This window comes from Afifella sp. H1R, from assembly GCF_021462425.1.
Classification (GTDB): Bacteria; Pseudomonadota; Alphaproteobacteria; order Rhizobiales; family Afifellaceae; genus Afifella; species Afifella aestuarii.
Genome location: NZ_JAKEDY010000001.1, coordinates 1,742,903 through 1,766,206, shown reverse-complemented (window position 1 = coordinate 1,766,206; position 23,304 = coordinate 1,742,903). Strand labels below are relative to the sequence as shown.

General features: G+C 64.4%; 23 protein-coding genes. 7 read left to right on the top strand and 16 right to left on the bottom strand.

Annotated elements, in window-relative coordinates:
* Positions 1-58 precede the first annotated feature (58 nt).
* Together L0F51_RS08435 and L0F51_RS08430 are read left to right on the top strand one after the other, a co-directional pair.
* Positions 59-535, top strand: coding sequence for a hypothetical protein (locus tag L0F51_RS08435; protein WP_234628753.1), 477 nt, complete (start codon positions 59-61; stop codon positions 533-535).
* Positions 532-1,923 (top strand): pyridoxamine 5'-phosphate oxidase family protein, encoded by a 1,392-nt coding sequence (locus tag L0F51_RS08430; protein ID WP_234628752.1) that lies wholly within the window; start codon positions 532-534, stop codon positions 1,921-1,923. Before L0F51_RS08435 ends, L0F51_RS08430 begins: the two co-directional genes overlap by 4 nt.
* A gap of 30 nt (positions 1,924-1,953) precedes the next feature.
* Here the strand turns inward: L0F51_RS08430 and L0F51_RS08425 are convergent, their stop codons facing one another.
* Positions 1,954-2,997, bottom strand: a complete 1,044-nt coding sequence (locus tag L0F51_RS08425) for an NADP-dependent oxidoreductase (protein WP_234628751.1) — start codon at positions 2,995-2,997, stop codon at positions 1,954-1,956.
* A gap of 89 nt (positions 2,998-3,086) precedes the next feature.
* Between L0F51_RS08425 and L0F51_RS08420 the strand changes: the two genes are divergently transcribed.
* Positions 3,087-3,635 (top strand): TetR/AcrR family transcriptional regulator, encoded by a 549-nt coding sequence (locus L0F51_RS08420; RefSeq protein WP_234628750.1) that lies wholly within the window; start codon positions 3,087-3,089, stop codon positions 3,633-3,635.
* A gap of 103 nt (positions 3,636-3,738) precedes the next feature.
* Here the strand turns inward: L0F51_RS08420 and ptsP are convergent, their stop codons facing one another.
* From ptsP to dhaK, 3 genes are read right to left on the bottom strand one after another with little or no spacing between them, the layout of a single operon-like run.
* Positions 3,739-6,279 (bottom strand): phosphoenolpyruvate--protein phosphotransferase, encoded by a 2,541-nt coding sequence (gene ptsP, locus L0F51_RS08415; RefSeq protein WP_234628749.1) that lies wholly within the window; start codon positions 6,277-6,279, stop codon positions 3,739-3,741.
* Positions 6,276-6,935: a dihydroxyacetone kinase subunit DhaL gene (gene dhaL, locus L0F51_RS08410; protein WP_234628748.1), complete on the bottom strand. Its 660-nt coding sequence runs from the start codon at positions 6,933-6,935 to the stop codon at positions 6,276-6,278. Before dhaL ends, ptsP begins: the two co-directional genes overlap by 4 nt.
* Before the next feature lie 2 nt (positions 6,936-6,937).
* A complete protein-coding gene (gene dhaK, locus L0F51_RS08405; protein ID WP_234628747.1) occupies positions 6,938-8,005 on the bottom strand; it encodes a dihydroxyacetone kinase subunit DhaK in 1,068 nt (355 codons plus the stop codon).
* Between the two features lie 916 nt (positions 8,006-8,921).
* Here dhaK and L0F51_RS08400 point away from each other — a divergent pair.
* The gene (locus tag L0F51_RS08400) at positions 8,922-9,347 is read left to right on the top strand and encodes a hypothetical protein (protein WP_234628746.1); all 426 of its coding nucleotides are present in this window, start codon (positions 8,922-8,924) and stop codon (positions 9,345-9,347) included.
* A 72-nt stretch (positions 9,348-9,419) separates the two neighbouring features.
* Here L0F51_RS08400 and L0F51_RS08395 read toward each other — a convergent pair whose 3' ends face one another.
* The 3 genes from L0F51_RS08395 to L0F51_RS08385 form a co-directional block, all read right to left on the bottom strand.
* Entirely contained in the window at positions 9,420-10,082 is a 663-nt protein-coding gene (locus L0F51_RS08395; RefSeq protein WP_234628745.1) for a cytochrome b/b6 domain-containing protein, read from the bottom strand.
* Between the two features lie 94 nt (positions 10,083-10,176).
* Positions 10,177-10,632, bottom strand: a complete 456-nt coding sequence (locus L0F51_RS08390; protein ID WP_234628744.1) for a cytochrome c — start codon at positions 10,630-10,632, stop codon at positions 10,177-10,179.
* A 343-nt stretch (positions 10,633-10,975) separates the two neighbouring features.
* A complete protein-coding gene (locus L0F51_RS08385) occupies positions 10,976-11,656 on the bottom strand; it encodes a protein phosphatase CheZ (protein ID WP_234628743.1) in 681 nt (226 codons plus the stop codon).
* 172 nt (positions 11,657-11,828) lie between these two features.
* On the opposite strand from L0F51_RS08385, the gene L0F51_RS08380 reads away from it, so the two are divergent.
* Entirely contained in the window at positions 11,829-12,212 is a 384-nt protein-coding gene (locus L0F51_RS08380; protein WP_234628742.1) for a response regulator, read from the top strand.
* A 628-nt stretch (positions 12,213-12,840) separates the two neighbouring features.
* Positions 12,841-13,509 carry a response regulator transcription factor gene (locus tag L0F51_RS08375; RefSeq protein WP_234628741.1) on the top strand — a complete coding sequence of 223 codons (669 nt, stop codon included), beginning with the start codon at positions 12,841-12,843 and terminating at the stop codon, positions 13,507-13,509.
* A 223-nt stretch (positions 13,510-13,732) separates the two neighbouring features.
* Here the strand turns inward: L0F51_RS08375 and L0F51_RS08370 are convergent, their stop codons facing one another.
* The 6 genes from L0F51_RS08370 to L0F51_RS08345 all read right to left on the bottom strand — a co-directional run bounded on the left by L0F51_RS08370 (position 13,733) and on the right by L0F51_RS08345 (position 19,343).
* The gene (locus L0F51_RS08370) at positions 13,733-14,536 is read right to left on the bottom strand and encodes a response regulator (protein ID WP_234628740.1); all 804 of its coding nucleotides are present in this window, start codon (positions 14,534-14,536) and stop codon (positions 13,733-13,735) included.
* A 340-nt stretch (positions 14,537-14,876) separates the two neighbouring features.
* On the bottom strand, positions 14,877-15,302 hold the full coding sequence (locus L0F51_RS08365; protein ID WP_234628739.1) for a response regulator: 426 nt from the start codon (positions 15,300-15,302) through the stop codon (positions 14,877-14,879).
* Positions 15,302-17,047, bottom strand: a complete 1,746-nt coding sequence (locus L0F51_RS08360; RefSeq protein ID WP_234628738.1) for a sensor histidine kinase — start codon at positions 17,045-17,047, stop codon at positions 15,302-15,304. Before L0F51_RS08360 ends, L0F51_RS08365 begins: the two co-directional genes overlap by 1 nt.
* A complete protein-coding gene (locus L0F51_RS08355; RefSeq protein ID WP_234628737.1) occupies positions 17,040-17,525 on the bottom strand; it encodes a molybdopterin-dependent oxidoreductase in 486 nt (161 codons plus the stop codon). The genes L0F51_RS08360 and L0F51_RS08355 overlap by 8 nt, the downstream gene beginning before the upstream one ends.
* A 529-nt stretch (positions 17,526-18,054) precedes the next feature.
* Positions 18,055-18,591: a hypothetical protein gene (locus L0F51_RS08350; RefSeq protein ID WP_234628736.1), complete on the bottom strand. Its 537-nt coding sequence runs from the start codon at positions 18,589-18,591 to the stop codon at positions 18,055-18,057.
* Between the two features lie 89 nt (positions 18,592-18,680).
* Positions 18,681-19,343 (bottom strand): GntR family transcriptional regulator, encoded by a 663-nt coding sequence (locus tag L0F51_RS08345; protein ID WP_234629382.1) that lies wholly within the window; start codon positions 19,341-19,343, stop codon positions 18,681-18,683.
* Positions 19,344-19,553: 210 nt separating this feature from the next.
* Here L0F51_RS08345 and L0F51_RS08340 point away from each other — a divergent pair, with 210 nt between their 5' ends.
* Positions 19,554-19,967, top strand: a complete 414-nt coding sequence (locus L0F51_RS08340; protein WP_234628735.1) for a DUF3830 family protein — start codon at positions 19,554-19,556, stop codon at positions 19,965-19,967.
* Between the two features lie 91 nt (positions 19,968-20,058).
* Here L0F51_RS08340 and L0F51_RS08335 read toward each other — a convergent pair whose 3' ends face one another.
* From L0F51_RS08335 to L0F51_RS08325, 3 genes are all read right to left on the bottom strand, one after another.
* Positions 20,059-21,045, bottom strand: a complete 987-nt coding sequence (locus L0F51_RS08335; protein WP_234628734.1) for an aldo/keto reductase — start codon at positions 21,043-21,045, stop codon at positions 20,059-20,061.
* Positions 21,046-21,491: 446 nt separating this feature from the next.
* Complete coding sequence (locus L0F51_RS08330) at positions 21,492-21,878, bottom strand: aegerolysin family protein (RefSeq protein ID WP_234628733.1); 387 nt, start codon at positions 21,876-21,878, stop codon at positions 21,492-21,494.
* Complete coding sequence (locus tag L0F51_RS08325) at positions 21,875-22,951, bottom strand: hypothetical protein (RefSeq protein WP_234628732.1); 1,077 nt, start codon at positions 22,949-22,951, stop codon at positions 21,875-21,877. The genes L0F51_RS08330 and L0F51_RS08325 overlap by 4 nt, the downstream gene beginning before the upstream one ends.
* Positions 22,952-23,304: the final 353 nt, after the last annotated feature.

The following is a 23,304-nucleotide window of genomic DNA, read 5'->3' as shown; positions in this document are numbered from 1 at the left end:
CGATCCTAAAATTCGCCTAAGCTCGGGCGGTGCCGGCGTGGGCCGGGGTTCGGGCGTCATGGCCATGCGGATCGACCAGGAGCTTGCCGATTTCATCGCGAGCCCCGTGATGATGATCGTTGGAACGCGCGACCGGGCGAACCGGGCGGAGATCGGCCGGGGCGTCGGTGCGTGGTCGGTGCCGGACGCAAGCGCGGTCGAGATCGTCGTCTCCGCCTGGCAATGGGGGGCGACGGTCGCCAATCTCCGCGACACCGGCGCTGCGGCGATCACCTTCACGCGGCCGGTCGATTACGTCTCCTACCAGGTGAAGGGCCGAGCGCTGGTGGGCGAGGCGCCGCCCGCCGCGCGCGACCGCTCGGCCCGCTATATCGCGGCGATGACGGAGGCGCTCGCCGCGCTCGGCGTGACGCCGGCGATGAGCTCTCTCTGGCTTTCCGGGCGCGAGCCGGTTCTCGTGCGCCTGGCGATCGAGGCGGTCTTTCACCAGACGCCGGGGCCGCGCGCCGGCAAGGAAGTGGAGGCGGAGAGGTGAGCCTCAGCCTTGCAGATCTTTCGGGCTGTTTCGAAGGCGTCATTCCCTCGGTCGTTGCGACCGTCGCCGAGGACGGCACGCCCAACGTCTCCTATCTCTCGCATGTGGTGCGGGTGGACGAGGCGCATGTGGCGCTGTCGAACCAGTTCTTCACCAAGACCGCCGCCAATCTGCGCGCCAACCCGGTGGCGACGCTTCTTCTGGTCGATGGGCGCGACGGACGGCAGTTTCGCCTCGGCCTCAGCTTTCAGCGCCGGATGGAGGAGGGGCCGCTCTTCGTGCGGGTCGCAGCGCTGCTTGCGGCGACGAGCGCGCAGGTCGGCATGGCCGGCGTGATGCGCCTGCGCAGCGTCGATGTGTTTCGCGTCGAGGATATCGTCGAATGCCCCTCGCCCGAAGGCGGCATGCCGGCGCCCGTTGCCCGCGAGCCGAGCCTTGCCGAGGTCGCAGCCGTCGTCGAGCGGATTGCGGGGGAAAGCGAGCTCACCGGGGTGGTCGACGAGATCCTGCAGGGGCTCAACCGGCAGTTCGGCTATCGGCATGTCATGGTTCTGGTTGGACCGAACGGGGGACCGGGCGGGGGCGCGAGCCCCGTGGCGAGTGAGGGCGCGGGCGCAGAAGGGAGCGGCGGGACGCTGACGACGATCGGCAGTCTCGGCTACGAGCGCTCCGGCATCGGTTCGGAAGTGGCGGTCGGGGAGGGCGTGATCGGCATGGCCGCCGCCCGGGGGCATACCGTGAAAGTGAGCGATATGAGCCGCGTCCGCCGCTATGGCGCGGCTGTGCGGCAGGCGGGCGCGGACGAGGACCGGTCGCGCATGATCGCGCTGCCGGGGCTTGCCGATGCGATGAGCCAGATCGCCGTGCCGATGATGGCGCATGGCAGCGTGCAGGGCGTGATCTTCGTGGAAAGCCGCGAGCGCCTCGCTTTCGGGACGAGCGCGGAGACGGGGCTTGCGATCGTCGCGCATCAGGCGGCGCAGGCCGTCGCGCTTGCCGAGATGCTGGCGCGCGAGAGCGCTTCGGACGAGGGGGAGGGCGCCGCCGAGGAGCCGCCCGAAGCGACGTTTCAGGTCGATCATCACGCGTTTGACGACAGCGTCTTCATCGACGGCCGCTATGTCATCAAGGGCGTGGCGGGCCGGGTGCTCGTGCATCTCCTGGACGCGTATCTGCGCGAGACGCGCACGGATTTCAGCAATCGTGAGATCCGCCTGGCGCGCGATCTCCGGCTCCCGGACTACAAGGACAATCTGGAGACGCGGCTTCTCCTTCTGCAACGCCGGCTCGACGAGCGGGCGCTGCCGGTGCGCCTCCTGCGCCAGGGCCGCGGGCAGATCCGGCTCGTCCTCAAGGGCCAGCCGGTGCTGCGCCATCTCGACAGATGACGCAGGCCCTGGCGGGTTTGAAGCGCCGTCTCAGGCGACGGTGAGGACGATCTTGCCCTGGATGTGACCTTGCGCAGCGCGTTCGTGGGCCTGACGCGCTTCGGCGAGCGGGAAGGTGCTGTCGATCATTGCGCGAAAGGTGCCGTCGTCGAGGCGGCGGGCGAGTTCGGCAAGCTGCGTGCCGCTCGAGCGCACCTGCGTCGCGGAGACCGTGATGCCGCGCTTCTCGGCTTCCTCAGTGCCGGCAAAACCGAGCGGGAAGATCGGAAAGAGGGCCCCGCCGGGTTTCAGGGTGGCGAGGAAGCGGCCGGTTCGTGGGCCGCCGACGGCATCCACGACGAGATCGAGATCGTGGACGACCTCTTCGGGCGGAGTCCTGGTGTAGTCGATGACATCATCGGCGCCGAGACCGCGCAGAAAAGCCTCGTTGCGGCCGGAAGCGACGGCGATGACGCGCGCGCCCTGCCACTTTGCGATCTGCACCGCGAAATGCCCGACGCCGCCCGCCGCGCCGTTGACGAGCACGGTCTTGCCGGCAAGGGGGACCGGGCGATGCTGCGCCGGCTGCAACGGGTTCGGCTCATCGTGGCCGAGGTCGATCAGAAACTGCCAGGCGGTCAAAAGCGACATCGGGGCGGCGGCCGCATGGGCGTGATCGATGCCGGCGGGTTTTCGAGCAAGCTCGGACGCCGGCACGGTGACATATTCCGCGTAAGCCCGGCTTTGCCCGGCGAGACCTTCGGGAAAGCGCACCATCGCATAGACGTCGTCGCCCGCTGCGAAACCTTCGGTGCCGGGGCCGAGCGCTTCGACGGTGCCGGATATGTCGGTTCCCGGAATGGCCGGGAAGTCGACCTTCGGCTGCCATTCGAGCGGCAGCATGCTGTAGCCGTCGCGCAGGTACCAGTCGGGCGGGTTGAGGCCGATCGCATGGACGCGCACGAGGACTTCGCCCGGTGCCGGCGAGGGCTTCGGCGCGTCCTCGTAGCGGAGCACGTCCGGCCCGCCGAAGGCGTGGAAGCGAACGGCTTTCATGGTCTCGCTGAGGGTCGCAGGCATCGTCTCTGGCGACATGGCTTTCACCCTTGCGGTGGATGGGATAGGAATATCCGGAACGGTGCTCCATATATTCGGAGCAGTGTTCCGTTTGTCAAGGGGAGAGAATGCGAGCCGACGCGAGGAAGAATTACGCGCAGCTTCTGGCCGTGGCGCGCGAGGTGGTCGCCGAAGAGGGCGCCGATGCCTCGCTGCGCGATATCGCGCGCCGGGCCGGCGTCGGCCTGGGGACGCTCTATCGCCACTTTCCGAGCCGCGAGGCGCTGCTCGATGCGCTGCTGCGCGAAAGCTTCGATGCGCTGACGGCGCGGGCCGCGGAGCTTGAAGCCACACATTCATCGGGGGATGCGCTGGTGGCGTGGCTGCGCGAGGCCGTCGCCGTCGCGCACAATTTCAGGGGGGCGATCGAGGCGATGGTGGCGGCGATCGCCGACGAGGCCTCGGCGCTTCATGCCTCCTGCCAGGAGATGCACGCGGCGGGCGGGCGGCTTCTCGCCCGGGCGCAGGCGGAGGGCGCGGCGCGGGCCGATCTCGACGGCACGGACTTCTTTGCGCTGTTGAGTGCGCTCGCGTGGCTGCGGGATCAGCCGGCGCTTCGGGCGCGGGCCGACCACCTTTTCGACGTGATCGCCGGCGCCATCCTGACGAAGGGGTGAGGCGTCGGCGGGTTTGTCTTCGGGGCGGCTCAGGCGGCTCTGGGCCTGGCCTAAGCCCGGCCCAGGCCTGGCCTAAGCCCGGCCCAGGCCTGGCCACAGGTTTTCAGCCCGTCTCGATTTCGTCGAGGAAGGCCGTGACGCGTTTGCGGACGGCTTCCGCCCCGTCAAGCTTCAGCACTTCGGCTGCGAGATCCTCGCAGGCGGGCTTTGCGAGGCGGCGGACGGTGAGCTTGAAGGTGCCGATATCGACGGGCTTCATGCTGAACTCGTCGAGCCCGAGACCGAGAAGGACCGGGGCGGCGAGGCGGTTGCCGGCCATCGCCCCGCACATGCCGATCCAGATGCCGGCCTCGTGGGCGGCTGCGATCGCGCGGGCGATCATGCGCAGGACCGCCGGCTGGAGCGGATCGGAGAGCTTTTGCACCTTCGGGTTCGCCCGGTCGGCCGCCATCATATATTGCGTGAGGTCGTTGGTGCCGATGCTGAAGAAATCGACCTCCGGGGCGAGGCGGTCGGCCATTTCGGCGGCGGCCGGCACCTCGATCATGATGCCGATTTCGAGCTTGTCGTCGAAGGGCTGGCCGGCCTTGCCGAGCCTGTCCTTGACGGCTTGCAGCCGATCTTTTGCGGCCCGCAGCTCCTCAAGCGTGGAAACCATCGGGAACATGATGCGCACGGGACCCTCGGCGCTCGCCCTGAGGGTCGCCGCGAGCTGGGTGTCGAAGAGCGCCGTCTCGTCGAGGCTGTAGCGCAGGCCACGCCAGCCGAGATTGGGGTTTTCCTCCGCCGGCCGGTCCATATAGGCGACCGGCTTGTCGCCGCCGATATCCATGGTGCGCACGGTGAGGGGTTTGCCCTTCAGGCCGGCGATGATGCGCTTGTAGATCTCCGTCTGCTCGTCCTCGTCGGGCGCCGCGTCGCGGTCCATGAAGAGGAATTCGGTGCGCATCAGGCCGATTTCTTCCGCGCCGCTGTCGGCGACGGCGGCGAGCTCTTCGAGCGAGGCCATGTTGGCGGCGGCGCGCACGCGGTGGCCGTCTTTGGTTTCGGCCGCGAGGTCTTTGGCCGCTTCCGCTTCGGCGCGAAGGGCTTCGAAGGCGGCGCGGTCGCGCTCCATCCTGGCGATGTCATCCGGATCGGGCGCAAGATCGAGACGGGCCTTGCCGCCGTCGAGCAGGACTTTCTGGCCGTCTTTCACGCCGTTCAGCCCCTCGCCGAGGGAGAAGACGACGGGGATCGACAGATTGCTCGCCAAAATGCCGGCATGGGAGGTTTCACCGCCGACCGCGGAACAGATGCCGAGAACCGACGTGTCGGCGAGGCGCAGGACGTCGGAAGGGCGCAATTCGTGAAACGCCAGAATGGCCGGCTCGTCGGGGAGGGCGGAGGCCGCCTCGTCGCCGACGAGAAAGCGCAGGACGCGCTGGCCGACATCGACGATATCGGCGGCCCGGCCCTGCAGGAGCTTGTCTTCGAGCCCGGAATAGGTGTCGGCGAGCTCCGACATCGTCTCCTGCCAGATTGCGGCCGCGCCGAGCTTTTCGGAGCGGATGCGCTCGCGCACGCCGCCGGTGATTTCCGGGTCGTGGAGATAGGTGATGTGGGCGGAAAAGATCTGGCGATCATAGTCGCTCAGGCCCTCACCCATCGCCTGCATGGCGGCCTTGATCTCCGCTTCCGCATCTTGCAGCGCCTTGTCGAAACGCGCGATTTCGGCGTCGGGATCGTCGATTGCGGCCGCCTCGATCTTCGGCATTTCCTGGCGGACATGATGGAGCGGGCCGAGGGCGAAGCCGGGTGCGATGGTGATGCCGGTCAGCGTGTCGGTCGCCTCCGGTGCCTCCGACGTGCCGGGAGAGGCGGCGGCCTGGGGCTCGGACGGGGACGGCTTTGAAGGTGCGGGCGCCTCGGCCGGCATCGCGTCGTCTTCGCCGAAATTGTCCTCGACGAGGCGGCGCATGGCGGCAAAGACCGCGTCTGCCTCTTCCGGCGCAGCGGTGAGGCGGATGCGGTCATTGCCGGTGACGGCCGAGAGCATGATGCCGTTGATGCTCTTGGCGTTGACCGGCTTCTTGCCCTTGGTGAGGTTTTCCAGACGGATGTCGCCGTCGAAGCCATTCATCGTCTGAACGAGCAGCGAGGCCGGGCGGGCATGGAGGCCATGCCGGTTGCGGATGACGAATTCCTCGGCCTTGGTGTCGCTGTCGTCTTTTGGCGCAGCGGCGTCGGTGTCTTCTGAGTCCGCTTCGGGAGCGGCGATCGCGCCGGCCTCCTGGGCCTCACGCATGACGTCGGCGAGCTTGCCGCCGGAGGCGATCTGCACGGCGGCGGCGAGAACGCCTTCCACCAGCGGCGCGTCGCAGAATTTGACCTTTTCCTGTTCTTCGGGCTCCAGGAGGTCGATCGCCATGTCGGCGCTGAGCTTTGCCGAGCCGAGATCGGCGAAGATCAGGACGCCTTCATCCGACATGACCTCGTGGATCGCCTCCAGGACACGGATGCCATCCGTGCCCAGAGGGTTGTCCGGATCATCGACGCCGCCGGCCGCGGCGATCGGGATCTCGACCTGGGTCATCCCATCGGCGAGTTCCTTCACGCCCTCGGCAAGCCTGGCGCTGTGCGAGACGACGACGATGCCGATCATTGCGACGTCTCGGCGACCGCATCGGCGAGCGCACGGATGATCAGATAGCTCGAGGTCGCCCCCGGATCCTGATGGTCGATGCTGCGTTCGCCGAGATAGCTCGCCCGGCCGCGCTGGGCCTGCATCGGGATCGTCGCCTTCATGCCTTCTTCCGCGGCGTCGGCAGCGGCTTTGAGCGCTTCGGCGGCGCTCTTGCCCTCGGCGACCGCGGCTTTCAGCGCTTCGGCGGCCGGGATCTGCGCATCGAGCATGGTCTTCATGCCGGGTTCGGCGCGGCCGCGTTTTTTCACCCCGGCGATGCCGTCTTCGAACATCGTCACGAGATCGGCCGGCTCAAGTTCGGCCTTGCCCGCAAAGGGTTTGCCGGCGTCGAGGAAGAAGGTGCCGTAAAGCGGGCCCGAAGCGCCGCCGACCTTGGAGATCAGCGTCATGGCGACGGCCTTCAGGACGGCGCCGACATCTTCCTTGTCGGAGAGCGTCGCGACGACGGCCTTGAAGCCGCGGTCCATGTTGTTGCCGTGATCGGCATCGCCGATGGGGGAATCGAGCTCGGTGAGGTAGGCGCGCTTTTCAGCGAGCACCTCGGCGCTCTTCTGGAGCCAGAGGCGGATGGCGGCGGCCGAAACGGCCGCCGTGCTGTTCGTGGTGTCGCTCATGGTCACACACCCCAACGCAGAGCCGGTGTGTTCACCGGCGCATCGTAAAGGCGCAGGATCTCCTCGTCGGCCTTCACCAGCGTGATCGAGACGCCGGCCATTTCGAGCGAGGTGATGTAATGGCCGATGAGCTTGCGGACGATCTTCAAGCCGTGCTTTTCGGCGACTTCGGCGAGCTTGGCGTAGACCGTGTAGAGCTCCGAGATCGGCGTTGCGCCCATGCTGTTGACGATGGCGATCGCCTCGTCGCCGGACTGGAAGGTGATGTCCTTCACCTCGACATCGACCCAATCGCCCTTCTCAGAATCCCATTCGGTGAGCTCGCGGGTGTAGGCGCCGTCTTCCAGAATGCGGGTGGCGAGGATTTCGGTGATCTCGTCGGCGCTCTTGATCGGCATGCGCTCGGTTCCGGGCTCGCCGTGAATGCCGATGCCGATTTCCATCTCGTTGTCGGCGAGTTCGAAGCTCGGCGTGCCGTTCTGCGGCGTGGTGCAGGGGGTGAGGGCCATGCCCATGCTCTTGCCGTGGATGTTGACCTTCTTGCAGAGGGCGGCGAGCTGGTCGAGGTCGTAGCCTTCCTGGGAGGCGGCGCCGCAGACCTTTTCGGCGATGACGGTGGTGCCGAGGCCGCGGCGGCCGGCGGTGTAGAGCGAATCCTTCAAGGCGACGTCGTCGTCGATGACGACGTTGCGGACTTCGATGCCCTCGTCGCGCAGGAGATCGGCGGCCATGCGGAAGTTCAGCACGTCGCCGGTGTAGTTCTTGATGATCTGCAGGATGCCCTTGCCGCCGTTCACGGCCTTGCCGGCTTCATACATCTGATCGGGGGTCGGCGAGGTGAAGGTCTGGCCGGGGCAGGCCGCATCGAGCATGCCCATGCCGACATAACCGCCGTGAAGCGGCTCGTGGCCGGCACCGCCGCCGGAGACGACGGCCACCCGGTTCTGGACGCCGCCGGCGACGGCGACGTAATTCGGGTCGAAATGGACCTCGATCTCAGGATGCGCGAGGCCGAACCCCTTGAGCTGTTCCAGCGTCACGTCTTCGGCGTTGTTGATCAACTTCTTCACGGCTTGTCTTCCTTTTCAGGAGTGGGGAGCTTGGGTGGCGCTGAGATATCGCGCCTCTGCGCCGGGCCTCGGGCCATGGCGCAGCATCTGCCTCTCGGCATGGAACGGCCTTCATGACGCGCGGCAGGTGCGCCGCGGAAGGTCGTCGGGTCCGAGATGAAGATAGGGGAGGAGAGGGCGTTTCGAAGCCCCGTGCAGCGTCTCGCCTTCACATGCGGCGGAAGGCGGGCGGCGGAAGGGGAAGCTGCGCCCGGGCGACCGGATGTGCGGATCGGCGCGGGGCCGGCAATCCGGGAGATGAGACCAGCGGAGGAAATGAGAATGGCGGGTCTGGCGCCGGATTTTTCAAAAAACAGCGTCGATATCGGGGGCTTTGCGCCCTCTGAACTTACTTTTTCAAGTATAGATCCCGACACCATACGCCTATTCTCTACGATGACATCAATTTTCCCGTGGAGATTGAGATGTCATGCGTATGCACCTAGCGTAATAGACCTTCGTGACTGTCATATAGTCATGCAAAACCCGGGGCAAGGTGTAATTGATTGAAATCAATTGGACATCTCGGTGGCGCTTGGGCGGTTTCGCGGGCGTGCGCGCGACAGCGCGCCGTGGCGAGGAAACCTCGCGGCGCCACGGGCGTTCTGGAGCGATGACACGCTTTCCTTCTCTTCCCCTTCTTCCTCTCGCCCTCCTCGTCGCCCTTGCAGCCTGCTCTCCGGACGCAGATCAGCAGAAGGGGAACGGGGCTTCTTCGCAAACCTCGGAAAGCCCGGCGGCCAGTGCTGGGAGCGGCTCTGAGACGGCACCCGATACGGGGTCTGAGGGGGCGTCGGAGACGGGCGCGCCTGCCGCATCGTCCGCATCGGCGCCTGTTGCCTCGCCCGAGGCCGGGTCGGCCCCCGCGTCCGGAAACGTGATCGGGCTCGAGGGTCTCGGCGATCTCAGGATCGGCGAGGCGGTGCCGGAGGGGGGAAGTTTTGCGGAGCGGGGGGCGCAGACGAGCGAGGCCTGCCGCACGGTGAGTTCGCCCGATTATCCCGGCGTCTATGCGATCGTCGCCGACGGCAAGGTGCAGCGCATCACCGTCGGGCAGCGCTCAGACGTCAAGCTGGCCGAGGGCGTGGGTGTCGGCTCCAGCGAGACAGAGGTGCGGAGCTGGTTCGGCGGCTTCCGCGAGGAGCCGCACAAATATGAAGAGGCGCCGGCCAAATATCTGACGGCACCCAATGCCGAAAGCGGCAGTTCGGCGCTGCGCTTCGAGATCGGCCGGGACGGCAAGGTGAAACTGTTTCATATCGGCGTGATGCCGTATCTCGCCTATGTCGAGGCCTGTGCGTGAGGCCCCGTCACGGGAGGTGCGGGATGCCATCCGGCGAGACGGCCCGCGGGGGGAGCCCGCGGACCGGGTTTCTCACAGGCCTTTCTTGCGGCCGGTGAACATCGGCGTGATCAGGTCTTCGTGCTTGTAGAGCTTGTAGAAGACGATCGAGGCGATGTGGACGCCCACCATGATCAGGAGCAGCGTCGAGAGGGGTTCGTGCCATGAGAGCGCCTGCCGCGCCGTCTCGATGGAGACGTATTTGGCGAGCGGTCCGGCGTTGATGTAATCCTCCGGATCGGCCAGGAGGCCGGTGCCGATCTGCATGGCGAGCACGATCAGGACGCCGACGATGAAGAGGGCGCCGAGAGGGTTGTGCCCGGGGCAGTTCGACGGTTCGCGCGAGGCGAAGTGGCGGGCGTAATGCAGGATCCTGCGCGGGCCTTTGACGAAGTTCACGAAGCGCGCATTGGCGGACCCGACAAAACCCCAGACGATGCGGATGACGACGAGAGCCGCCACCGTGTAGCCCGCATAAAAATGCAGGGTCATCTCGTCCGGGCCGAACTTGCCGAGCCCCCAGGCGGCCGCGAAGGCCACGACCAGGGCCCAGTGAAAGATGCGCACCACCGGATCCCAGACGCGGATCTCCTCACCGGCCTGCAAGGGTGCGTGCTCGGCGTGTCCGGTGCGGTGCGGGATATCGCCGGAGGGGCGGGGGACTGGACCCCGGCCCGGTTCGCTCATTGTCGACATGTCTCAGATCCCTTGGGTTAATCGTTCCTCGGGTTCGAGGAGCGCCTGGCCCGGAGAGGCTCCGAACCAGACGTTCCAGGCTTCAAATTCCGGCTCAGAAATCCTTGGCGCGGAAATCGTCGTGGCAGGATTTGCAGGCGCCGCCGAGCTTGCCGACGGCCGGACGCAGCTGGTCGAGGCCTTCGCCGGCGACGGTGTTGAGGTTCTGGACAGCGGCGACGTAGGCCTCGGCCTTCGCATGCATGCCATCCATGTCGTCCCAGATCGCCGGCAGAGCGCGGGTCTTGCCGGGCAGGTCCTTGTTGGAGGTGCCGGGGGCGAGGAGGCCGGCCATCGAATAATGCGTCAGCGCCTCGAGGTTCGCGGCATGGGTTTTCGCGGCCTCGGCATCATAATCTTTTTCGCCCTTCGCCATGGCGGCGAGGTCGTGCATCTCAAGACCGAGCAGGCGGAAATAGCCGATCCGGGCATCGGCCACATCCTGCGGCGACTGGGCGAGGGCCAGGCTCGGAGCGGCAAGGACGGCAAGGGAAAGGAGAAGTCTACGCATCATAATATCCTTCGGATCAATCTTCGTTCAGGTGCGAGTTCGCAAAGCTGCGAACTCCGCGGAGGTGCCCCGTCCCCGCCGAGCCGGTTTTGCCAATACATATCGGGACCGGAATGCGACACCGGGACACCCCACGAAAGGCGTAGGGCCGGAAACGGCGGTTCTCTGCGGAAGTCTCCGCCGACGCTCACGAAGTTGTGCGGAATGCGCGATGCACCATAAGAAAACGCCCGCGCGAGGCGGGCGTGTGCGAAGGCTCGAAGGTGGCTGCCCGAAGATCTTTCAGGCGGCTTTTCTGGCGGCTGCCCCGGACGGTTGCGACGCTTTCGGCCCGGGGAAGATGTCAGTTGAAGAGGGAATCGATGTCGTCCTGCGAAACGACGTTGTCGTCGCTCTTGAGCGCCGGACCGTTGAGGAGCGCCTCGTCGCCCTCGCGCTCGTCTTCGGCATGTTCCTCGAACGCATTGGTCTCGCCGGACCAGATCTTCAGCATCTTGTCGATGCGGCCTTCGATGAATTGCAGGAGGTTGACGACCTTGGAGATGCGCTGGCCGGTGATGTCCTGAAAGTTGCACGCCTCAAAGATGGCGATGCAGCGGTCGTTGATCCCCTGCAGCTGGGCGCGCTCGTCATCACCGAGTGTCTTGCCGAGCTTTCTGGCGATGTCGTCGATCTCTTCGGCGGAGGTGAGGATCGTCTCGGTGGCGCCCTCCGTGTCGGCGACGACGGCATCAAGCTCGTCGGCTGCGCGGTTGAACTGCTTGGAATCGACAGCCTTGGCGTGGATCGAGGCGATTTCGCCGCGCGTGTCGCGGATGGCGTGCTGAATGGCCTCGACGCCAAGCCACAGCTTCTGCTGGTCGGCGACGACCTCATCCTGCTTGCCGGCGATCTGCCGGAGCTCGGAAAGCTCGGTGAAAATCTTGTCGAGGCGAAGTGCCAGGCTGAGCTGCTCGGTGGCGTGCTGTGCCCAAGCCTCCTGCTCGGTCACATCCTTTTTCGCGGTGGCGCGCTTTGCGGACATACGTGAACCCTATCCCATCAAAGAAAGTGGCGACTGTATATTCGAAGGTCCGAAAAGAGAAAAGATGGCGGGGGTTTGCGGCGCAAGCCTGGCGCAAGTCAGTTCAATTTAAACACACCTCGATCCCGCCGGAGATAGCGGTGCAGTCTAGATTCTATACGGAGCGCGGCGAATGTCGTTGAACCTTTCCATGCCGATCCTTGTCGTCGACGATTACAAGACGATGATCCGGATCATTAAGAACCTGTTAAAGCAGCTCGGCTTCGAAGATATCGACGAAGCGGCCGATGGCAGCGAGGCGCTCAACAAGATGAAGGAGCGCGACTACGGCCTCGTCATCTCTGACTGGAACATGGAGCCGATGACCGGTTACGAGCTTCTGAAGCAGGTGCGTGCCGACGACAAGCTGAACGCCACGCCGTTCATCATGGTCACGGCCGAGGCGAAGTCGGAAAACGTCATCGCCGCCAAGAAAGAAGGCGTGAGCAATTACATCGTGAAGCCGTTCAACGCGCAGACGCTGAAGGGCAAGATCGAAGCCGTCTTCGAGAACTGATCACCTTCCGCAGGCCCGACCTTCAAGGTGTGGGCCGACGCGCCCGTTGAGCTTCCGGATTGTCTTTCAGGAGGCTTTCGGCGCAACCGTCTCCACGACCGCCGCTCCTCTCACTCTCGCGGTCGTCCGCGCGGCTGCTTCGGCAGCCGCGCGCCTCACCCCGTCCCTTCCTCTTCGTGCCCTTTTTTCGGGTCGCTTTTCCCGTCTTCACGCCGTCGTGTGCCTCGCGCCTGGCGAGATCGTTCCTTTTTGAGTCCAAAAGACAATCTAATTGCCCCGCTTCCGGGGCGATCGAGCGCGATCGGGCGTCTTTTCGGCTGAAAAACCGTGGCGCATCGGCAACAATTCGGCCCGCCGATCCTCTCAATCGCCGTTCTCGCGCGCCAGACGCGCGCTGCGCGCCGCCCGAGCCCCTCCGAAAACCGTAGAAATCCGGGCTTTTTTCGGCCCGCGAACGGTAACATTTTATTATCCAGCATTTTGGAGTGAAACGTCTCCGGCAACGGATTCAGTTGTGATTGAGTGGAATGAAAGTGATCGGTACTTCGAAACCCATCGGAGCCGCAGTTCTCCTGCAACAAATACTGCGGAATACGAAAAATTTTAATTTAAATACCGAGGGTGCGAGATGTACGTCGTTGTTGATCCCCGGGCAGAGGTCGCTGCCGGTTTCACGTCCATGTTCAGCCGCGAAGGCCTTTCCGCTGTCGGTTTCGACTCCGATGAGTTCCAGGAATGGCTGACGACGGCCGCTGAGCGGGATCTGTCGGCGGTGCAGGGCTTCCTCCTCGGCGATTTCGCCGAGCGGCCCAACTATCCGAACCTCATCCGCAGCCATTCGCGGGCCCCGATCATCGCCCTGAGCGACGTGCGCTCTCTCGAGCAGACGCTGGAGCTCTTCACGGCGGGCATCGACGACGTGGTGCGCAAGCCGATCCATGTGAAAGAGATCGTGGCGCGCTCCGATGCCGTGTGGCGGCGCATGAACGGCCCGAAGCAGGAGGTCTCCAGCGACCGGCTGAAGATCTTCTTCGACGGCCGCGACCCGGAAGTCGACGGCGAGCCGCTCGCCCTGCCGCGCCGCGAGCGCCACATCCTCGAATATCTGGCGAAGAACCGCATGCGCCGCGTGACCAAGACGCAGATCTTCAACGCCATCTACGGCGTCTTCAACGACGACGTCGACGAGACGGTGGTGGAAGGCCACATCAGCAAGCTGCGCAAGAAGCTCCGCCTGCGCCTCGGCTTCGAGGTGATCGATGCGAAGCGCTATCTCGGCTACCAGTTCGTCGCCTGAGCGGCGGCGGACTTTTCCCGAAGAAGGCAGAGACCCGGGCAACGACCCTGGGAGAGCCGCGAAGAGACGCGGACAAGAGAGCCGTAGACAGACCGTCAAGAACCCCGGGCCGGGACCCGGGAGCGGCTCTGAGAGTGGCCCCCCGAGAGAGGCCCCCCGAGAGAGGCCCCAGACGGTGGCCCCGAGAGACGCCCCCAAAAGAGATTGGGGAGCCTGAGGCGGCTCAGCCGACCTTGAGGCCCAGACGAGCGGCCTGACGCTCGACAAAAGCATGCATGCGCTCAAGACCGGTTTCGGTCAGGCGGACGAGGGTGCGACGACGGTCGGTCTCGTCGGGGAAGCGCATGATGAGATCCGCCTCCTGCAATTCGTCGATGCGGCGCAAAGCCGTGGTCGTGGCGACGCCGGAGGCGAGACACAGGCTCGTGACGGAGACGAAGCGGCCGGTGGCTTCCGCGACGGCGAGATCCAGCATCATGTCCCAGGCCGGATCGGAGAAGAGCTTCGCCTTGAAGATCGCGTCGCGATCGGTGCGTGCTGCGACCAGGGCGCGAAGATAATCGGATTCCGTTGCAGACTTGGACGGTTCGGGGCTCGTGCGGCCGGTGAGGTCGAGGGCCCGGCGGATGGCGATCGCCACCTCTTCCGCGGACACCGGCTTTTGAAGAAAATCGACGGCATTGAGACGCAGCGCCGCGACGGCGCGATCGAGCGAGGCGTTGCCCGTCATGACCACGGCCGTGAGCGGCCGGCTGTTCCGCCTTGCCGTCAGCTTCTGCAAAAGCTCGATTCCATCGATCTGCGGCATCTGCAGATCGGTGACGATGACGCGCAAACCTGGGTTGCGCTGTACGATCGCCAGAGCTTCGACGGCGGTGCTCGCCTTCAGCGGCGGCAGATCAAGCGCGGCCAAGCCTTCGGCCAGCTCGTCGAGAATGTCGATATCGTCGTCGACGAGAAGAATCTGCGGCTGGGATTTGGTTCTGGCACCAGGTTCCTTGGTATCCATATCGTGCTGATACCTCACGATGCCTCCTTCCGTTTCACGGCGGAGATTGAGAGGCACTTCCTAAGACGGGGTTTAGTCAATTGATCCGAAACGCGCGAAGCTTGCTAAGCTTTCATTGACGATACACCCATCGAGTTGTCCGGCCGCAAACGGCCGCCCATAGCCCGACCGCCCCCAAGGGCGACTTAATCCGTTGGTCCGCATCGTGTAAACAGCCTGAAGGTCCGCATCATTCTTGCCCGAAGGCATTCTGCCCCGAGAGATCGGAGACAGAGGCTGCAGCAACAAAAGAGCGCTCTGCGTCCTTTTGTTGCATTGGGCCAAGTCTCTCAGCTTTGGGCGACAGGGGCAAGGGGCTTCAACGCGAAGCTGCATTCCGGCGGACCGTGGCGAGCGGCCAGCGGATGATTTTGCAGTCCACGAAACGCGCTTCCAGATCCGCCAGCATTTCGAACGGATCGACGGGCTTGAAGAAGAGGACGTCGGGGCCGAAGGGTTCGCCGAGCGCGACGTCCGTCGCCTCGCCGGTGATGAGAGCGAGAACCCGCGGACGCAGCGGTTTCGGGAGCCGCCGGGTGCGGGCAATGAGGTCGAGGCCGCTCATTTCGCCAAGGCGCAGATCGGTCAAAAGGCAATCGGGCGCAAGTCCTTGCACAAGCAGAGCGTGTGCCTGCGAAACGCTGGCGCACAAGGTCGGTCGCCAGTGTTCGGCCTCCAGAAATTCGGCGATTTCGGCCGCAAGCTCGCGCTCGTCCTCACAGATCAAAATTGAGCGAGGTGACATCAGGCGGCTTCTTCAAGCGAGAGGGCCTCAGAGGCGATGGGCAGGCGGATGGTGAAGCATGCCCCGGCTCTGACGTTGCGGGCGACGATGTCGCCGCTCATGTCGCGTACGATGTTGCGGGCCATGGAAAGACCGAGACCGGTGCCCTTGCCGACGGGTTTCGTCGTCACGAAGGGATCGAAGAGATGCGCGATGATCTCTTCGGGAATGCCGCCGGCATTGTCTTCGAGTTCCAGGACGACCGAGCCGGCCTGCGCCCAGCCGCGCACCTGGAGAACCGGAATTCGATCGATGTCGCGATCGTGAAGCGCATCGAGGGCATCGCGGGCATTCACCAGAATGTTGACGATGACCTGCTCGAACATCGTCTGTTCGCCGGCGACGGCGAGATCGGTGGAGAAATCGAGGTCGATATCGAGGCGGATGCCGGCGGCGCGATATTGCTCGGCGACGAAGCCGATGGCGAGCTGAACGGCGTCGTGAAGGGCGAAGGGCTCGCATTGCTGTGAGGTGAGGCGCCCATAGCGGCGGACCTGGTCGGTGATGCGCTTCACCCGTTCCACCTGGTCGCTGATGCGGGTGAGTTTGGCGGCGAGCGCCTCGCCGGTCTCGCCATTCTCCAAGAGGCGGCGGGCATTGGCGATGGCGAGCCGGATGACGGCGAGAGGCTGGTTGGTTTCATGGGCGATGGCGGTCGCCATTTCGCCGAGCGTCGCGAGCTTCGCCGCCTGCATCACCTTGAGTTCGGCATCGCGCAATTTGGTGACGTCGGCGAGGGCCAGCATGCGCAGCCGCCGGCCGCGCCAGCGCGCGGGCGAAATGGTGCCGCGCAGGGAGCTGATCTCGCCGTCGCGGCGACCGAAGCTCAAAATCGTGGAGCGGGTTTCGCCCTGATCCGTTGCCTTGGACACGTCGATGGCGGAGCGGATGAGCCGGGTCCAATCCGGATGGGTGAGCGGGGCGCCGACGAGCTCAAGCGCTTCGTCATTGGCGAATTTCACTTCGTGGGTGTCCGGATCGAAGATCAAGGCGACGAAGGGCATCGCCTGCATGGTCTTTTCGAAGCTGGTTTCGACCTCGATCTGGGCGCGCCGCGCCTCCAGGACGTCGTGCAGACGCCGGCGATCGCGTCGTGCCTGGACGACGAGAAGCAAAATGAGGCCGCTGCCGCTGATGAACATCAAGGTGAGGGGAAGCGCTGCCGTTTCTTTCGAAAGCGCGGCTTCGCGGCGGTTGATCTCGTCGTTGTCGACGACGGCCGCCTCCAGGATGGTTTGCAGATCGCGCCCGAGAGGAACGAGTTCGCTGCGCCATTGCGAGATGAGGCGCCCGCTCTTCGGAGGTGGCGGAAGCGGGGCTTCGAGCCGGGCGAGATAGGCGTCGATGCGCGTCCGATAGGCCTTGAGGGCCGGGGCGAACGCATCGATGCCCGCAATCAGGCGGCCTTCTTCCGAGGCATAGAGGAGCGGCAGGCGCGAATCGAGAAGTTCCAGACGCAGCCTGAGCTGGTCGATGATGCGGGGGGAGGGATCGTCGCGGGCGATATCCAGAGTGGCGGTGGTTTTGACGTATTCGAGCTGCGCCTGATAGGCGACCCAGCCGGAGCTGCGGATGGAGGTTGCCAGGAGCTGGCGCTGCTCGGACTGGCGGAGATAGAGCATGCCGGTGGCGATGAAGAGGCCGAGCGTCGTGACGACGAGGGCGCCGGCAAGCAGCTTGCGCGCGATTTTTGCCTTCTTACTCAACACGGAAGTCGATGCTCCGGATCTGCCAGATCATCCGGCTGTGGTAGAGATGGCTCGCAAGCTCGGGATACGCGTCGACGGGATAGACGATGCGGAAGGGGCCCTTGTCGCGGATGCGCATTTCCTCACCGTCGTGGCGCACCGCCATGATGACGTCGTAGAGCGCCCAGTCCGATTGCGGGATTTCGGCGGAATAATCGTTGAGCGCGACGAGAGCCGCTTCGACGACGGGGAGACCCGCAAGATCGGCGAGGGTGGCGAGGAGCGGGCCGCTGAAGGTCTGGTTTCCCGCCTCCCAGGGCGTGTGGGTGACGATCACCTGCTGCTCGAGCGCCTCGATGTCTTCCACGCTCATCAGCTTTTCCGCGAGAACGGCGCCGCTTGCGCCGAGCCAGCGCAGCGTCAGGTCCTGTGCGGCGACGGGGCTGCCGACAATGGTTGAAAGTAAGGTGGCTAAGAACAGTGAAAGGCGGAACATTAAGGGGCCTGCAATTTGTATTTTGATCTCATTGTCGTGCAATCTTCAAAATTAGGTTTATTCGGGATGCTGTTTTGTCGGGATAGATTTTGCCGAGAGATCCCGAATCTCGCCGTCGTAATCAAAACTACATCGTCTCTAAAATGGCAGCTGTGTTGTGGTTATCGTGGATGATCCGGAGGCTGTGGGCCTTCGTGTCCTGCTTGCCTGCGCGATGTTGCAGTTTTCCGAAGCTGACGCAGCAGAACAGAAACACTTGATTTTGCAGTTAAGGAGCTTGAGTCGAAGAGATTAAAAACCGACGGGTTTGCAAACTCGGCTGCGGCGCGAGGGCGAATGGGCGGGCCCGGCAGAAGGCGGAAAACCGCCTGTCGGAGTGGCCTCTGAAAGTTCAATCGGCTCCGCGAGCCCGGCGGAAGGCGGCGCTGCGGCGTGGCGTCGCGGCGATGGAACCGAACGGCGTGAAGGCCGCGAGGGAGCCGGACGGGGCCGGGATTGCGCAGATCGGGCGGGGGCTTAGCGGCTCATCTCATCTCGTCTCGGGGCGGCCGGCACGGAAGGAATCCTCTACGCCTTCGACGACAGAATCGAAAATGCCGCGCTTTGCGGCGGGATATTGCAGGCTGAAACCCTGCACCGTGTCGCCGCGCACGAAGAACTTTTCGTAAAAAATGTCCGAACCGCGATAGCCGGAGACGACCAGCCAGTTCTGCCCCTGCGGCGAGTAGGTGACGTTTTCGTAGCCGCCGGTGCCGCGCATGAGGGCGCGCAGATCGGCGGCGTCGTCGACGCCTTCGACCGCGCGGGCGGAGAGTTCGAGCCGCGCCTCATCGCCGACGAAGGCGGTGCCATAGGCGAGGGGTGCCTCTTGCGGGAAAAGCTCTTCGGGATAGGCGAGGCGGGCGCCGGAGTGGGGATCGGCATACGTCGTCCAGCCCTTGGGGGCGGCGGCCGCGGTTGTCGGCACAAGGACGGGCGCTGCGGCAAGAGCCGCGGCGGCGGTGAGCCCGGCGATTGCGGTCGCGCTCGAAGCGGCGCGCAGGGTGGCGGCGAAAGCCCTTATCATGGCGTCCTTTCCACTGTGTGAGTGGAGACGAACGGCATGACGGAGGCATCGTTCCGAAATCGCCCTCCAATCTGAAATCGGCGGGTGGCTCACTCGCCCGCGAGCGAGGCGATCATGTCTTCCATGCCGGCGGTGTTGTGCATGCGCAGGATGGCGGCGCAGGCGGCGAAATCGTGCCGGCGGAGCGCATCGACGAGGAGCCGGTGCTCTTCGATCACGGAGGCGAGCCGGTTGGGCCGGTAGCCGAGGCGCCGGCGGAGCGCATAGATGAGCTCCCAGCCAAGCTCGAAGAGGCGCGTCGCCTCCGCATTGCCGGCCAGTTCGAAGAGCCTGGTGTGCAAGGCGCGGTTGGCCATGATGATCTCTTCGAGATCGGCTCTCTCCACCGCCGCGGCATGGGCCGCCTGCAGGGCTGCGAGCTCGTCGAGCATGGCGAGGGTGATGCGCGGCATGAGCCGCTGCACCGCGAGCGTTTCGAGCGCGGTGCGGACCTCGTAGACGTCCTTCAGGAATTTCTCGTCGATCGGGCGGATGACGGCGCCGCGATTGGGCAGGATGGCGACGAGCCCTTCGCCCTCCAATTTGCGCAAAGCCTCGCGCACCGGCATGGCGCTGAAGCCGAAGCGGCGCGCCGCATCGGCGACCTTCAGGCGCTCGCCCGGCCGATATTCGGCGGTGACGATGGCGCGCCGGATGAGCGCCGTCGCCTGTTCCACAGAGGTCGGACCAACCTCCTCCTCCTGCGCATCCATCCTGATCACAACCCGAGCCTTTCGGCTCTTCTCCCCCAATCTGTTCTCTTTGCCACAGAAGAAGCACTTCCTCCATTGGTCAAACGATGCGCGCGACGCGTTTCCCGGCGAAGGCGCCGCGAGCCGCCGGGGCAGGGCGTGGCGCCGGGTGCTTGTGGCTCTCGCGAAAGTGCGGGAAAAGCGGCCGGTTGCGAGGAATGGGAGGACACGATGTCGAAGCTCGTGGTGCATGCGGGGCCATACCGGTTCGATGCGAGGCTCGAGGAAGAGGCGGCGCCTCAGACCTGCGCGGCGTTCCGCAAGGTGATGCCGTTCGAAAGCAAGATCGTGCATGTGCGCTGGAGCGGCGAGGGCGTGTGGATCCCGCTCGGCGACATGCAGTTCGGCGTCGGTTACGAGAACCATACGAGCTATCCGGCGCCCGGCCAGATCGTGCTCTATCCGGGCGGGATCAGCGAGACGGAGATCCTGCTCGCCTATGGCGGCGTGCATTTCGCCTCAAAGGTCGGCCAGCTCGCCGGCAACCATTTCATCACGCTGACCTCGGGGCTCGAGGATCTCGCGAAGCTCGGCCCGATGACGTTGTGGGAAGGCGCGCAGCCGATCCGCTTCGAATTCGCCTGAGCCGCTGGGGCTCAGGCTTCAGCTCAAAATTCTGCGGAGGCCGGATCGGGAGGCGGTGCCTTGCGATCCGGCCTTTTTGCGTCTGCGGGCCTCAGCGGCCGGTGGCCGCCAGCAGATGTTCGGGATAGCGCTCGCCTTCGACGTCGATCTCGGCGAGAGCGGCACTGATGCGGCCGAGATCGTTCTCGCTGAGCTCGATTTCGGCCGAGGCGAGATTTTCCTCAAGGCGGTGGAGCTTGGTGGTGCCGGGGATCGGCACGATCCAGGGCTTTTGCGCCAGAAGCCAGGCGAGCGCGATCTGCGCCGGCGTCGCCTCCTTCTCCGCGGCGACCTGTTTCAGAAGATCGATCAGCGCCTGGTTCTTCTCCATCGCTTCCGGCGTGAAGCGCGGCAGGAGGGCGCGGAAATCCGTCTCGCTGATCTTCGTGTCCTTGCTCATCGAGCCGGTCAGGAAACCCTTGCCGAGCGGAGAATAGGGAACGAGGCCGATGCCGAGCTCCTCGCAGGCCTTAAGGATGCCGTTGGTTTCGACGCCCCGCGTCCATAGCGAATATTCGTTCTGCACGGCGGCCACCGGCTGCACCGCATGCGCCCGGCGCAGCGTCTCCGCGCCCGGTTCCGACATGCCGAAATGCTTCACCTTGCCTTCGGCGATCAGCTCCTTGACGGTGCCGGCCACCTCCTCGATCGGCACGTCCGGGTCGACGCGGTGCTGATAGAAGAGGTCGATCTCGTCGATGCCGAGCCGCTTCAGGGACGCGTCGGCGACCTCCTTGATGTGTTGCGGCCGACTGTTCATGCCCGCCTGCTTGCCGTCCACGATGTGGAAGCCGAACTTGGTGGCGATCACGACCTTGTCGCGCACGGGCCGCAAGGCCTCGCCGACGATTTTCTCGTTGGTGAAGGGGCCATAGACCTCGGCCGTGTCGAAGAAGGTGACGCCCCGTTCCACGGCGGCACGGATGAGCGCCACGGCGTCGTTCTCTTCCGGGAAATCTGTGAAGCCGAAATTGAGGCCCATGCAGCCGAAGCCGAGGGCCGAGACCTCAAGGTTGTCGGCAAGCTTGCGTGTTTTCACGGTGTCTCTCCATTGAAGAATTTTCGAACTGGGCGGGGTTTTCGAACGGGCATGTCCGGGGTGGCGTTTCTGAGCGTTCAAGCACTCAGCATCTTGTCGGTGGGTGCGGCCGGCGGGCCTGTGAGGTGTGACAGGATGCATCCTGCCCCGGCAAAGCATCGAAGTCATGCCCGGAAATTAGGTGGGGTGCGGCCGGGCGACCAGACGTCGATCGCCGCCAGGTCGCGCGAACGCTTCCCTCAGCCATAGAACAAGCGCAGCAAGCGAGATGGTCGCGCGGCTGTTGCGGGCGGTCTTTTCGGGGCGGTCTCGGAGGCCTGGGGACTGGTCGGCCTTGGAGAAGCCCGGCCTCTGGCAGGTCGTGCCACCGTGCGCCGGTGCCGAGGCTCCGAAGGCCGCCTCGAACCTGATGTGTCTGCGCTTTTAGCTCCAGGAGCCCATATGGCCTAGGAGGCGGCTTTCAACGAGAAGGTCACGGTGGCGTTGTCGCCGGACCCCCCGGAATGATCCACGCTGTAATCCGAAGACAGCGGGCCATCCAGTTTGATGTCGTAGCTGTTGGAGCCGACGAAGGGATTGTCCCAATAGATATAGAGGGTCGTCTGCCCATCCTGCAAAAGATAGGTCACGGACCCCTCGGTCCCCGTCATGAAACCATCGGATTCACTCTCCCAGCTCACCGTCAGGGGCTGGGCTGCGCTGCCCGCCCCGATTTGTTCCGGCGGCAACATGTCTTCGGTCCAGATGCCGTGGGCCAGATTCCAGGATTGCCTTGTCAGAAAGGCATTCGTGCCATTCTGGAACTGGACGAGCGTGCTTCGAGCGGCCGTCATTTGCGCCTGCCTTTCCGGTTCGCGGCAGGCCTTCCGATCGACTCCTGCCCGACGATGTTGTGCGGCCATTGCGGCAGCACCATCGATTGAATGACTGCCGGGGGCGTTGCGGCCTGGTCGGTGATCGCCCAGCCGTCATCGTATGCCGCCCGCGCATAGTATCCCCAAGATGTCGGGAACCCGAGAAGGACGGGTCGAACGCCATAGGCTGCGTTGTCGTAGAAGAAATACGTCTGGGCGGAAAATCTCCAATCGAGGTAATCGCACTTCTTCAAGGAGTCGGCGAGGAGAAAGCCGGGATCGTCGTCGAATTCGACCGTATATTCGACGTCGTCTTGCGTGACATCGACTTGTGTATCTGGGTAGGGATAGGCGTTTCCGTCAAAGTAATAATTTCCATTCGTCGTCAGGATTTGTGTGGCGCGGCCATTATAGAAAAAATAGTAATTTACATTAACGAGATTTATCGCATAAATTCTGCCGCTGTTCGTAAAGCTGTGAAATTTCGTGAACAGCGTGATGCCGGAATCGTCGTGATCTCCGGCGAATTTCACCCACAGCTCTCCGTCTTCGTCCTGGATTGTCGCGTGGGCGCCAAAATATTCGAAGGTCGTCGGGTATGCGTAGCCGGCCTTTCCCACCTGAAAATCCGAAGAGGCGAAGAACGGTCCTGGCGGATCTCCCGTATATGTTCCTCTCAATTGGACCGTGATGGGAATGAGGGCGTGCAAGGGGAGCGCCATCTCCGGAATCATATTGAGGGGATAGGCGTTCATATTGGCCGGGTTCGTCGTCCCGGCGGCGACCGCATAGGCGATGGCGTCAAAAAGATAGGTGTTGCCGAGGACGGTCCAGGCGGGGTCCTGCATTTCTCCGGGCGGAATGGGCACGCCATTGATCGTTCCGATGAATTGGCTGACTTCGCCCGCCTCAAGTGTCTCGTTGGCGGTGGCCTGGACGAGCGCTGCCCCTTCGGCTTGCGCTCGTGCATTGCGCCGCAGGATGGCATCATCAGAAAGTAGTCGTTTTTCCGATGATTTGTTTTTCTGTACCGAAAGACCAAAGGAATCCATAGAACAAACCTCTCGCCGCAAGAGATATCCTATTGATTTCATGGTACGACAAGATGACCATCTGTCAATGGAGGGGCGGTGTCATCTCTTTTCTGCTTCTCTTTCTGTCGCTGGGGTGAGTGTTTCCCACGCCTGACGTCTGGTCCGTCGTCTTGCGGAGCGAGAGCCGGAGGTGGGCCTTTGTCCGGGAGGCGGCTCGGAGAGGCCGGAAGTGGGCAGGGCGCGGCCAGGAGGGGGTCAGAGAGGGCCAGGGAGGGGCAGAGGTCTTCCGATGATGCGCGCGGCCCGCGGTCTGTGCCGATTGCCGCAGCGCCGAGAAGGCCCGCAAAAAGGGCGGTGTTAGCCGTTTTGTG